Here is a 12,542-nt window from a genome sequence, read left to right as displayed (position 1 = left end):
CTCCCATTATTTGTCATTTTATGAGATGCTAAAATCTTCTCATGTATAATAATATATCAACTATCATAAAAGGAATTATTTATGAACTTCAATAAAAAAATACATTGACGGCACCTTTTTTGCCACAATCTGTATAGTTTATATCTGCAAATGGGAGATGGTGATGTAATTATAAACCCAAACCACACTTATCAAAAAACTTTGTATGAAAAAACTTTTCGTCCTGCTATTATCATTTGGATATTTCAGCGTGTTTTCGCAATCAAAGATTATCGTCAGAAGTTCAGGAGATCATTCCCCTGTTTCTGATGCAACTGTTTCCTGCAACAATAAGCTGCTGGGCAAAACAGATGCAACAGGGACCTTAAACTTCAAAACAAAATGTAAAAAAGTAGAAATTTCAGCCAACGGCTTTCAGGAGGAGGATGCAGTGGTAGACAAAGTGATGGAAGTTTTTCTTTCCAAGGCTGATCCCAATGTCAAAAATATTCAGGCCATCGTTCTGGAAGACAAAAGTGATCCCAGAGCATTGGAAATTCTCAGGAAAGTCAACGAAAACTACAAGCAGAATTCTCCTCAGAGCTTGGATTCCTATTCATATAAATCTTATGAAAAAATTTCCCTGGATCTGGATGAAGACAGCATCAATGCGTATAATGCCTATATTGCCAACCGTATCGATTCGCTAAAAAAACTTCCACAACGCCCTATGAAAGCTGCAGAGAAAAAAGATTCCCTACAATCTGTGAATCTGATGAAGCTTTTGGGAGAGAGTAAAATTTTTCTGTGGGAAAGAGCTTCCCAGACCCTGTACTCAAAAAAATACGGCGAAAAAATCAATATCCTGGACAATAAGATGGCGGGTATCAAAGATCCTATCTATGAGCTGATGACTTTCCGGTCCAACAGAAACCAGATCCCCAAAGAGATTCGTGAAGAAAACAGGAACCTTTACCGTTTCTTTTTAACAGATTCTATAGAAATTGAGGGAAGGCAGAATTACGTCATCCGTTTCCGTCAGGTAGATTACAAACAAACTATAAAGCAGAGGAAGTTCAACGGATATCTGTATGTAGACAAAGAAACCTATGCCCTGAAAAAGATTGAAAGCAACAGTAAAGTCAAAAGTGAAGGTAGTATTACCAGCATCTGGAAGCCCATGGATAACAAATGGTTTCTTGTAAAGGAAAACTATAAGCTGAAAATGACATCCACCATCTTTGATAATGATGATAAAGAAGAAAAAAATAAAAGCAAAGAAGAGAAAGAGGCGGATAAAAAGAATACCACAAGGTTTGGAAGTTATGCTTTTGTAACTGCTGATTATTTTGATTTCAAAACCCCGATCGAAGAAAAGTCGGAAGATTTCAGGGGCTACACTATCGGCGTAAAAAACTCTGACGGAACCAGCATAGATCAGTACCGTACAGAGAAACTTACCGCCCGAGAAGCAGCCACCTATACAACAATTGACAGCTTAAGCAGCAAGTATAAGCTGAACCAAAAAGCGAAAGCATTAACCGGTTTGCTGAAAGGTAAAATAAAGCTGGGAATGGTAGATTTTGACCTTTCTAAAGTAGTCGCCTACAACAAATACGAGCATTTCCGGCTTGGAGCCGGAGCCAAGTTGAATGAAAAGTTCAGCAGGTATATTTCCCCGGATGCCTATTTTGCCTATGGTATCTATGATAAAGACTGGAAGTTCGGAGCCGGAGTGGATATCAGTACCACTCTGGAAAAAAATTCGTTTTTCAGGGTGGAGTATTTCAATGATGTCATGGCAGCAGGTCGTTTCTCTGAAAACTTATGGAACTTCAGGATGAAAATAATGAATTCCGGGGTGGCTTTGAATAATGGCGTTTTCTATGGTTACGAAGGTTTTAGAGTGAGCTATGAAAATGATATCACCAATGCACTGACCATTAATGTTTCGGCAAAAAAAACTCAGGAAGAATCAAAATTTGATTACAATTTTAAAGGCCTTGGAAGTCGGTTTGATATTGCATCGTCTACCATCACCATAAAATATTCTCCGAATTCAAAGAATATCATGACCCCTACCGGTAAATATACGTATGAGCAGAATCTTCCGGAACTTTATCTGAACTATGAGCAGGGATATAAAGCCCTGGGCGGCGATTTTAACTTCAGTAGATTTGATGCCCTGTTTGTTCACAACTTCAAAACAAAGCTTGGGGTAACAGGTGTGAGGCTTTACGGAGGTCTGATTACCGGTGATGCTCCTGTATGGAAAAACTTTACCCTAAATGGATTGGGTAACGGAAGAGAAGGACTGAATTTCAACCTTACCTCCTATCTTGGTTTTGCCACCATGGAAGGCGGAAGGTACTATAATGATAAATTTGTGGGAGCTTACCTTACCCATAGACTGCCATGGTATTTTAAAAGCTTTGGAAAAAATACTTCAAGCTTCGACCTTATCTACAGAGGAACCATTGGTGATATGAAAAATCCGGAATTTCACCAGTTCGATTTCAAGAAGCTGGACCATTTGTATAATGAAGTGGGTCTTGAATGGAATAACTTCTTATCATCCCAATTTAATTTAGGATTTTTCTACCGGGTAGGCTATTACAATACTCCAAAGTTCAAAGATAATTTTGCAATCCAGTTTAAGTTTAAATTGTTAGGATTCTAAACACAGGACTGACAACCTTATTTTTCTATTCATCTTTATCAAAAAAACAAACATGAAAAAAAACTCAGGCCAGTCAACATTTCAGAAAAGAAAAAAAACCGCACTGATTGTACTGGGAATAGTGGTCGTTATAGCCCTTATTTTCCCATTTTTGCTGAACCTTTATCTTAAACACAAATTACCTGACCTCATCAATGAGAAAACCCCATATCAGATAACCCTTAAGGACTTTGATATGAATCTCTTCAAGGGCGATATTTCGGCCCATACCATAACTATAAAAACCAAACCGACCCATGATTCTACCGTGGCCAGGATATCTGGAAATATTAAAAGTCTTCAGGTTGAAAACTTCGGGATATGGAAAGCTATTTTCAATAAATCCTACAAAGTAAATACCGTTAAACTTATTGACCCGAACATTCAGATGGTTCTCGGCAAGTCTAAAAATAAAAAAGATTCAGCACAGAAGAAGGTAGACTTCGGTATTGAAAATATCCTCATAAACAATGGTAATATTTCCGTAAAACAAAGTGATAAGAAAGATCTTTTTACCGGTAAAAACATCAATATCAAGCTTACGGATATCCGCCAGAGCCAGGATGTTTCCAAAATACCTGTAGTCTTTAAAGATTTTAAGATCGATGCCCATGATGTGCTAATCACTGTCAATGATTTTTATACCATTTCTGCAGGTAAAATCGATGCGAAAAACAAGCAGCTGAATATTTCGGCGTTTCACCTGAAGCCTGTGGAAAGTCCTGCCTTGTATAATGCTAAAAATGTATTCGATCTGAAAGTAAGCCAGCTTTCCGCTGAGAACTTCATTATTGACCAGGACTCCCTCATCATTGATAAAACCAGGTTTGTCCAACCTCAGCTGACCGTCACCTCTACCGATAAAAAGACAGTAAAAGAAAACCCGAAAGAAGTCAATCTGAAAATCGGAATCAAAGACCTGGATCTACAGAAGGGTTCTGTGCTGATACAGCAGCAGGATAAAACAAAAACAGCTTCCATAGAGAACTTCCACGTGAACCTCAAAGATATTGTCTTTGACAAAAATACGGTGAAAGAGAAAATACCTTTTGCATTTTCTACCCACAATGTTGAGCTTGAGGATATTTATTTCAAGGTAGACCCTTTACAGGCGGTAAGCGTTAAAAGCATCCGTTCTGACAATGCTGATATTTTCATTAATAATGCACAGTTCCAGGCAATTGGAATCAGCAGTACAAAAGATGTTTTCAACATTAAAACAGAGAAAATTGAGATCCTTAACAATACTTCAAAATTTGCAGGGCAGCAACTGCAGCTTAAGCTGGATGCAATCAATGTATATGCTCCCGATATCCAGATCATTGCCGCCGTTCAAAAGAAGAAAACAGCTTTTAAAAAACAAGGTCCTACCCCTAACCTGACCTTACATCTCGGAGCACTGAATGTAATTAACGGAACGTTCAGTCAAAAACAGCAGGGCATTCAGAAAATGAAGGTTGGAAATTTTAATATCAACCTGAATACTATTACCACGAACAAAAACATCCTGAAAGAGACGATTCCTTTTCATAGTGAAAATCACCTGATCACTGCCAAAGCCATTGATATGGATGCCGGAAAATATTACCGGCTGAAAGCAGATCATATAAAAAACTCAGGCAAGAAAACCAATATCGGTAATTTTGCTTTTCTTCCCAAATACTCAAGAAAGCAGTTCAACAGGATGATTGCTGTAGAGGAAGATCTTTATACAATCAAAGCGAAGTCAATCAGCATAACGGATAAAAACTCGGTAATAGGCGGAAAAACAAGTATAGACCTGGATCATATTGTTCTGGACGGGATAGACTGTAATATTTATCACGATCTTGCGCCACCCGATGATAACAGTGCCCGTTATATGTTCAGCAAAAAACTCCGTGACGTCAAATTCCCGCTGTATATAAGACAGGTAGATATTAAAAATTCAAAGCTGGCCTATGAAGAAATTGCGGAGAAGGCACAGATTCCCGGGAAAATCACGTTTGAGCAATTTAACGCAAAAATCTCCAACGTAAACAGCGCCAAAATGAAAGGAAAGCCTACCGTGGTGAAAGTAGACACTGACTTTAAATTCTTTGGAGATGCTCCTACAGACGTCCACTGGCAGTTTGATGTGGCCAATAGAAATGATGATTATGCCATCAACGGAACCATCAAAGATCTTTCGGTAGATAACGCCAATCTCTTTGTAAGGCCTTATCTGAATGTAACACTTGACGGTAAAATTCATTACCTGAAATTTGATTATAAAGGAAACAGCAATAAAATAGGAGGAAATTTTTATTTTAAATATACTGATATGCATGTTAACTTCATGAATAAGAATACAGGAAAAGAGAGAAAGCTGCTGACCGCCATCGCCAATATCTTTGTGAAAAACGATTCCAAAGGGGAGCCGGATCATGTGGAAGTAGAAAAAGAGCGTGACCCGAACAGAAGTTTTTTCAACACCTTATGGCAGGGTATTATGGAAGGGCTTAAGAAATATCTGATTTAATGTAATTAGGAGTTTATTTTAGAAGTATATCATTTCCTAATTTATCACATCAGAATTGTTCATTCTTATTTCACTCAACAATACAATATTGATAATTTCATAAACAATTAAAAATGTGTTTATTAAAAATAAAATCAATATATTAGATTATTGATTTTAATAAAGATCAAATAACAAAAAACTTAATAACACCTAAATTCTAAAAACCATGAGAAAACTTTTAAAACTTTCGGTAGCCCTAACCTTATTTTTTTCTATTAATGCCTGTCAAGAGGATCAGGAGTCAAAGATTTCTAAAAACGAAATCCCAGCCGTTGCAGTAACCAATAAATTTGGTGTTTCTGCTGATTTTGCGCTAAACCCTTATGATAATGCAGGTAAAGTTCATAATGAGATCCTTCAAAAAGTAGTAGAAAAATGGGATGAAAATTTGACAACGGATGATTATATTAACATTTCCAGAGAGGAATTTTTCAAGTTGTATCCTGGGGAGAATCCAGAAATATTCTTCCCCAACATAAAAATTAAAAGCATTTTGGAGGATTCGGACAATAATTATGCTACTGTTCTTAATAATCCAAACCTTAGCCCAGTGGTAAGAAATCATATGTCCAGTTTTATAAAATTACTAATAGATTTTGAAGCAACCAACAATAATGATTATGCCGCTTTAAAAGAAACAATAATCTCTTTTGAAACCTCAATTATCAATAACAGTGCGATTAATGATAAAGATAAAGCAAGTATTTTATCTGTAACTTCTATTGGCAGACACTCTGCCTATTTTTGGAATACTATCTATTTGGATGCTTTAGCTAATGGCTATTCACCATCAAGTATCATCGCAAAAAAACCTTGGTGGAAATGGGTAGCAGTAGGTTTGGCTGATGTTGCAGGTGGAATATCAGGCGGTGCAGCAGCAGGAGCTGTATCGGGCGGTGTAGTTCTTATAGGAGGTGCAATAGCCGGTGCAGTTGGAGCAAGTGCTGGTGCATCATCATTAGTAGATTGGATCAGTCCACCTAAAGAAGCATCCCGTCAATACACTATGACGATCACCCATTAATGAACATTCCGGCTTTTCCTTAAAAGCTAAAACATTCTTTGAATCTTTGATTACGATTTTTAAGAATAAATATCAATGGATTTGTGGCTGATTCGTGACTATTTTGAAATTAAGCTTAATAAGCAGGTTTTCTTTCGGATGCTTATATTAAAAGGTTCGAATCCCTCATTCTCCGCAGAAATAAATAAAGCCACTGTATCCCAGCGGCTTTATTTGTTTTTTTATTATTATTTAATTTCCAAGATCAAAGCTTGATATAGTATGAAAGGCATCTATTTCTGTATTTTTTTCACCTTGAAAAGTATCATAATTAACGACTAATAATTTTCCTTTATAGATAATAGTTTCACAAGGATTATCCAGTTTTCCATCAGAACCGTCAGCATTGTCGTTTTTCCAAAGCAAAGAAATAGTATTGGTATCTAAGTTCAGTTGATATACGCTGTTATCATCATAATTGGCAATAAAAATTGAATTCCTTTTTTCATCATAAAAAAATCCATCACAGCATCTTAACTGATCTGAGTCAAAAACTATTTTATTCGATACTACTTTTCCGTTCTTGTCAAATTCCAGTTTATTAATAACCCCATCTCCAAAATTTCCTGCGTACAGATTTCCTTTTTTATCAAAAGCAATCCCGTCAATTCCTATCGTTTTTTTAGTAACTTCTGGTTTTAAAGTAAAAGTTGCAATAATGTAATTTTTCTTGTTAGCTGAATCTAAAATGATATTTTTAGCATTTAATTGCTTCAATGAGAAACTGTAAATTCCGCTTTCTCTTCTGTTTTCAAATAAAGCATCTGTAATATAGACCCTGTCCTTATACCACCTTACGGCTTCTCCAAAATTAAATCCTTCAACCAAAACTTCAGCCTTTAAAGGTTTTCCGTCTTTTACAATAACTCTAATCAATCTTGAAAAATTTTCTTTTCCAGTAAAAAACTGATTATCCATTAGATATAAATTTCCATCGGGACCAAATTCCATTCCCATTGGATGTACTTTTTTAGTAATAGGATGCAATGGGAGCCGGTCAAACCAAGTTACGGGTTTATCATTTTCATCAAAAGTTAGAATCTTGCTGCCATATTTATCAAATGAAATGGGGTTTGTGATCGATAAAAATAAATTTCCTTTTTTATCTAAAGCCATTCCGTCGGGCGTTTGGCAGGTTTCTCCCAGATCAGCAAACAGAGTTGGCTGTATGAGTTTAGAAGTTTCGCTGTATATTATTTCTTGTTTGCTCACTTGTGAAAACAAGTTTAAACTATTCATTAGAATTAGAATCAGAATACTAAGTACTTTTTTCATTTCTTTTTAAATTGGGTTTTCATTTACGGATATTAGGTTGATTATATCGTTACTTTAAGCAAATATAGCAGCGTCATTATGGTCCCATTTTATGCGCAGATGAAGAACCCGTTTACGCATTCAAATAAGAGATCTTTACATTTTACCGAATTCATATGCTGAAATACAGTTTTTAGAAGCTAAAATGTACTATTCATATTAATTAATGAACTTTATTCCTATATTTTGTTACTTTGTTGCCAATTAAAATAGAATATGAGCTTTATCAACAGAATTGGCTTAAAAAGAATAGCCCTCCATTGTCTATACTGGATTTTATTTTTGCTGTTTTTCTTTTCAAACAAATCTGACCATGAAGATTCTTATGAATTCATTTTTATTTATTCCTGTAAAATTTTAGCACAAGCCGCCGCCGCTTATGGCTTAATCTATTGGATTATCCCGGAAACATTAAACAAAAAAAAATATTTACTTTTTATAATTTTTGCCTTAGGCTGGATTTATATTGTATTTGCTTTTTTAATGATTTTAAAGTTTTATTATCTCGAACCCCAATTTCCAACTTTCTTCCATGATTGGCCCGGACATACAATGACGGTTATTGAACGTCTTACCTCAGGCAGTCTGATGATAAGGGAGGTTTCTTTTATCACCTATCCTGTTATTATTTTGGGGTTTATTAGCTTTAATCGCAAACAACAGAGGCTTTTAAAATTGGAAGAAGAAAAAAAATCAATCGAATTAAAGGTGTTGAAAAATCAGCTGAATCCTCATTTCCTGTTCAATACTTTAAATAATCTATATGCTTTAACCCTAAAAAAAGATGATAGAGCGCCTGAAATAATCGCTAAGCTATCTGAGATCCTAGACTTTGTTTTATACCGCTGCAATGAAGATTATGTTTCTATTGAAAAAGAAATAGCATTGATTGAAAATTATATTGCTTTAGAAAAACTACGGTATAGTGAAAACAGATTGGATATTTTATTTACAAAAGATATCCAGGAAAGCAATACAATTTCACCTTTGATTCTATTGACATTTATCGAAAATGCTTTTAAACATGGCGTCATTAATGAAACTGAAAAAGCAACCATCAGATTGAATTTAGAAAGCAAAAAAGAACACATTATTTTTAGTATTGAGAACACAAAGCCTCAAAATGAATTGGCTCAAATGACAAACAAATCTAAAATAGGCTTAGAAAACGTCCAGAAACAATTGGATTTATTATATCCCAAAAGACATCAGCTAGAAATTGAAGAAACCCAGCTATTTTATAAAGTCAACCTTTGTTTGAAAAATCAAAACAGGAAAGAACTTTGACAAGGCAGCCAACAGACCGTTCAAAACCATTAAATTAGCTTTTAAATTCCAAAATATTTATCTCAAATGAAACACAGGTGTATTATTGTTGACGACGAACCTTTTGCAAGAGAATTAATTGCTTCTCATTTGGCCAACTTCGAAAATTTTGAGGTAATAGATTCTTTTGAAAATGCATTAAAAGCCTATTCTTTTTTAGAGCATCATTCCGTTGACCTCATCTTTTTGGATATTGAAATGCCTCTAATGAAAGGAAATGATTTTTTGAAAAAACTAAAAAATCCACCTAAAGTAATTCTTACAACTGCTTACAGAGAATATGCGGTTGAAGGCTATGAACTTAATGTGATCGATTATCTTTTGAAGCCCATTACTTTTGACCGTTTTTTTGTTTCAATAGAAAAATTTAAGCAGTTTCAAACTCCCAGGAAAGAAAGTTTTCCCGTATCTGAAAATCATATTTTCATAACAAGTGGCAGCAAAAATATTAAAATTATCTTTGATGAAATTTTGTATATCGAAAGCCTGAAAGATTACATCACTATTCATTTGGAAAATGGAAAATCACATCATGTAAAACAGAATATTTCGGTGTTTGAAAAATTACTGAACTCTGAATTTATTCGAGTTCATCGTTCTTTTATTATTCAGACAAAAAAAATAACCGCTTATACTAAAAACGAAATTGAAATAAACTCCGTCGAAATTCCCATTGGAATTAGCTACAAGGAAAACTGGCTGAATTATTTGGAAACATTTCTTCTAAAATAGTAAAATCCGAATCTTATTATTATTTAAAACCCGGTTTTTTGTGATTAAGTATTCGCCTCAGGTCCCTCCCAGCCTACAGAAACGAGCAAAAACCTACTGAGTATCAATAGGTTTTGTTTTTCTTGTAAGATGATCTATTTTGGTTGCTGTTGGGTTACGCAATGTACCATTCCGCCATTAGCAAAAAGGTTACGACAGTCAATTCCAATCACTTGTTTATCAGGATATAATTGTTGTATAATCTGGTTAGCAACGATATCATTAGGATCATTATAATTAGGAACCAATACACGGTTATTAGCAATATAATAATTAATATAAGATGCCTTTCCTACATTTTTCCCATAGGTGGTTGTCACGTCATATTTCGTTAAAGGAACTTTCACAAACGTATAGGCAGCCCCATTTTTTTGTGTCGCATTGTAAAGTTTACTCATATCACTGGTTGGAACTTGCCAGTAAGCCAGGTCATCAGTATTCATGGTGATAATAGTAGTAGAATTCGCAAATCTGGCAAACCCATCAATATGCATATCCGTGATATCAAGGTTGGCTTTTCCATCCAACCAGATAAATTTTGTAATTCCTAAATTCTTAGTGAAAATAGCTTCGGCCTGCTGCTGGGTCATTCCAGGGTTTCTGTTCTCGTTAAGAATAGAACTTTTGCAAGCCATTAGCACTCCATTCCCATCAATTTCAACACTTCCTCCTTCATTAATCATTACTGAATTAAGATCTACTTTTGGAATTCCATTATCGGCAGCAATTTTAGCAGGAATTGTATTACAGTTGCTATATTGAGCTTTATTCCCCCAACCGTTAAATCCCCAGTCCTGAATAAATAACTTACCATTTTTATCTTTTACATAGATTGGGCCATTATCTCTCACCCAAAAATCATCAGTTGGATACAGTTTAAAGTCGATATTGTTGAGTGATATTCCTGCATGTGTCAACAGTCCCACAATGCGATCCTTTTCTGTACTGTCATAAGCAATGATATGCACTTTTTCACTTTGTACAAGCTCCTTAGTCATTGCTACCCAGGTAGGGTCCAATCGGTTCTGGTAAGTAATACCGTATTGATACTTGTGGGGCCATTGAAGCCAGGTTCCTTCGTGTGGAGCTGATTCCTCAGGCATTTTGTAAACAATGGAAGTTGGGTCAGGTGTACCTGAAGTGGGAGGAACTGGTGTCTCTTCCTGGGAACAGGAAAACATGATAACAGGTAACAATAAGAACATGATTTTCTTTTTTTGCATAGGTGATCTATTTTTTTGATAGGGCAAAATTAGATCGATAAATAGTGTCAAAGTTGTCCAAAATTGACAATCTATTTCAAAGGCAGTAAAATATAAGTCAATTGTTTCTCCTGATCTTCCATATCATCTGCATACCTTTCATATTTCTCTATGATAGGAGTATGTGAAAACTCAAGTCCGGAATTAAAAATCCATCGGGAATAAATTTTTGTATAAGTCTCATCTATTGTTTCATAGGTTCCGGAATGGATAAAACGAGCATATTGACCTCCCAATATGGGTTTTGAAGGGAGTTTTTTATTTTGAGCTTGTCTGGTTGAACAGGCGTCATATCGGCAGTTTATTTCAGTCTTGATTAAAGGCTCATCTGCTATAATTCCAAAATATTCTGCATCGGAACTGAGAAATTCATTGCGGATAAAGCTTTCCCAGAGCAATTCAATTTCCTCATTGTTATAATAGGTTTGAATACTCTGATAATAGACCTGTATTGGTTTAAGGTATACAATTTCGGGTTCCAGCAAAATGTCAGAGGTTACCGGAATCAGATCTGGTGCACAAAGTAACTGTTGCTTACTTCGTTTCGCTTCTTTAGGAGATATCCCAAAATGCTGTTTAAAAGCTTTTGAAAAGGAAGCGATCGTGGAAAATCCTACTTCAACCCCTATAGATGTAAGACTTTCTTGAGTATAAAGTATTCGTTTATAAGCATTTTCTACTTTCAGCCTTTGTTGAAAAGCGCCTATTGTTTCCCCACAACTATACTTAAAGATACGCTGAATATTTCTATAAGAATAATTTGATACATCTTCCAAATCTTTTACAGAAATCTGCTGATCAAAATTTTTCTCAATAAAATTGATGACTCTATAAATACAGTTCAGGTTGTCTTCCATAAACAATGGTATTTTGGGAGGTAAATGGTCTGAAATAAATTGCAAATAAAAGAAATAAAATACAATTATAATGGTATAGAAAATTTCTCCTTTACTACAAAAAAAGCCTTAAATTGTTTGATTTAAGGCTTTTTTACTAATGGTATACAAGCTATCAGCTTAATATATCACAGGGTGCTACACAATAGACCCAAGGACATCTTTTTATTCCCGGAGGAGGGCAACATGCTTCTGAGCAGCTTAATGCACCTCCATTGATGCTCTTCAGCTGATCTCTTGAAATTTTTTTACAATTTTTCATAGTCAAGTCAAATTATTAGGTTACACTTAGAATCTAGGGCTGATTTCCGCCGCCACATCCATCGTATGGCATACATTGCCATTTTCCGTTAATCAAACATATTTGGCCACCAGGGCAATTGATACCACCTTTAATTGTTTTCATTTCCTGTCTGTGGATTTTTTTTAAATTTTTCATACTATTTAGATTTAATGAAAATCTAAATTAATCAATTTTCCTCAGGTTAAATGAATTTATTTTGATAATATTTCTATAAAATTTACTTTATGTTGTGATTTTTTAATCATATAGCAACTTCTAAGAATGTGAAGAGGAAAAATTAAGTGTTCAATTATGGTCTTTCCATTTTCGTAAAAAAGCTTTAGAAAATCTATTCTAATGCTTTTCCTTTGTGGATAATCTTAAATG

General features: G+C 34.9%; 10 protein-coding genes. 5 read left to right on the top strand and 5 right to left on the bottom strand.

The window, feature by feature from the left end; translation table 11 throughout:
* Positions 1-205 precede the first annotated feature (205 nt).
* The 3 genes from NBX25_RS15330 (at position 206) to NBX25_RS15320 (ending at position 6,264) form a co-directional block, all read left to right on the top strand.
* Positions 206-2,659, top strand: a complete 2,454-nt coding sequence (locus tag NBX25_RS15330) for a hypothetical protein (RefSeq protein WP_250254271.1) — start codon at positions 206-208, stop codon at positions 2,657-2,659.
* Positions 2,660-2,711: 52 nt separating this feature from the next.
* Positions 2,712-5,198: a DUF748 domain-containing protein gene (locus NBX25_RS15325; RefSeq protein WP_250254270.1), complete on the top strand. Its 2,487-nt coding sequence runs from the start codon at positions 2,712-2,714 to the stop codon at positions 5,196-5,198.
* Positions 5,199-5,406: 208 nt separating this feature from the next.
* Entirely contained in the window at positions 5,407-6,264 is an 858-nt protein-coding gene (locus NBX25_RS15320; RefSeq protein ID WP_250254269.1) for a hypothetical protein, read from the top strand.
* A gap of 231 nt (positions 6,265-6,495) precedes the next feature.
* Here the strand turns inward: NBX25_RS15320 and NBX25_RS15315 are convergent, their stop codons facing one another.
* Positions 6,496-7,578, bottom strand: a complete 1,083-nt coding sequence (locus NBX25_RS15315) for an NHL repeat-containing protein (protein WP_123908016.1) — start codon at positions 7,576-7,578, stop codon at positions 6,496-6,498.
* 591 nt (positions 7,579-8,169) lie between these two features.
* Between NBX25_RS15315 and NBX25_RS15310 the strand changes: the two genes are divergently transcribed.
* Together NBX25_RS15310 and NBX25_RS15305 are read left to right on the top strand one after the other, a co-directional pair.
* Entirely contained in the window at positions 8,170-8,904 is a 735-nt protein-coding gene (locus NBX25_RS15310; protein ID WP_250254268.1) for a sensor histidine kinase, read from the top strand.
* Between the two features lie 66 nt (positions 8,905-8,970).
* Positions 8,971-9,675, top strand: a complete 705-nt coding sequence (locus tag NBX25_RS15305) for a LytR/AlgR family response regulator transcription factor (protein WP_250254267.1) — start codon at positions 8,971-8,973, stop codon at positions 9,673-9,675.
* A 134-nt stretch (positions 9,676-9,809) separates the two neighbouring features.
* Here the strand turns inward: NBX25_RS15305 and NBX25_RS15300 are convergent, their stop codons facing one another.
* The 4 genes from NBX25_RS15300 to NBX25_RS15290 form a co-directional block, all read right to left on the bottom strand.
* Positions 9,810-10,937 (bottom strand): agmatine deiminase family protein, encoded by a 1,128-nt coding sequence (locus NBX25_RS15300; protein ID WP_250254266.1) that lies wholly within the window; start codon positions 10,935-10,937, stop codon positions 9,810-9,812.
* Between the two features lie 71 nt (positions 10,938-11,008).
* Positions 11,009-11,833 (bottom strand): AraC family transcriptional regulator, encoded by an 825-nt coding sequence (locus tag NBX25_RS15295; RefSeq protein WP_250254265.1) that lies wholly within the window; start codon positions 11,831-11,833, stop codon positions 11,009-11,011.
* Positions 11,834-11,987: 154 nt separating this feature from the next.
* On the bottom strand, positions 11,988-12,134 hold the full coding sequence (locus NBX25_RS24915) for a bacteriocin-like protein (RefSeq protein WP_410493988.1): 147 nt from the start codon (positions 12,132-12,134) through the stop codon (positions 11,988-11,990).
* A gap of 33 nt (positions 12,135-12,167) precedes the next feature.
* The gene (locus NBX25_RS15290) at positions 12,168-12,311 is read right to left on the bottom strand and encodes a bacteriocin-like protein (RefSeq protein ID WP_164463846.1); all 144 of its coding nucleotides are present in this window, start codon (positions 12,309-12,311) and stop codon (positions 12,168-12,170) included.
* Positions 12,312-12,542: the final 231 nt, after the last annotated feature.

This window comes from Chryseobacterium sp. Marseille-Q3244 (genome assembly GCF_940807095.1).
Lineage (GTDB): Bacteria > Bacteroidota > Bacteroidia > Flavobacteriales > Weeksellaceae > Chryseobacterium.
This window is presented reverse-complemented; position numbering and strand designations above follow the sequence as displayed.

Excerpts from the sequence above, each read along its gene's own strand:
- NBX25_RS15290 (WP_164463846.1), bottom strand. The coding sequence starts at position 12,311 with ATGAAAAATTTAAAAAAAATCCACAGACAGGAAATGAAAACAATTAAA.
- NBX25_RS15295 (WP_250254265.1), bottom strand. The coding sequence starts at position 11,833 with ATGGAAGACAACCTGAACTGTATTTATAGAGTCATCAATTTTATTGAG.
- NBX25_RS15300 (WP_250254266.1), bottom strand. The coding sequence starts at position 10,937 with ATGCAAAAAAAGAAAATCATGTTCTTATTGTTACCTGTTATCATGTTT.
- NBX25_RS15325 (WP_250254270.1), top strand. The coding sequence starts at position 2,712 with ATGAAAAAAAACTCAGGCCAGTCAACATTTCAGAAAAGAAAAAAAACC.
- NBX25_RS15315 (WP_123908016.1), bottom strand. The coding sequence starts at position 7,578 with ATGAAAAAAGTACTTAGTATTCTGATTCTAATTCTAATGAATAGTTTA.
- NBX25_RS15305 (WP_250254267.1), top strand. The coding sequence starts at position 8,971 with ATGAAACACAGGTGTATTATTGTTGACGACGAACCTTTTGCAAGAGAA.
- NBX25_RS15320 (WP_250254269.1), top strand. The coding sequence starts at position 5,407 with ATGAGAAAACTTTTAAAACTTTCGGTAGCCCTAACCTTATTTTTTTCT.
- NBX25_RS15330 (WP_250254271.1), top strand. The coding sequence starts at position 206 with ATGAAAAAACTTTTCGTCCTGCTATTATCATTTGGATATTTCAGCGTG.
- NBX25_RS15310 (WP_250254268.1), top strand. The coding sequence starts at position 8,170 with ATGACGGTTATTGAACGTCTTACCTCAGGCAGTCTGATGATAAGGGAG.
- NBX25_RS24915 (WP_410493988.1), bottom strand. The coding sequence starts at position 12,134 with ATGAAAAATTGTAAAAAAATTTCAAGAGATCAGCTGAAGAGCATCAAT.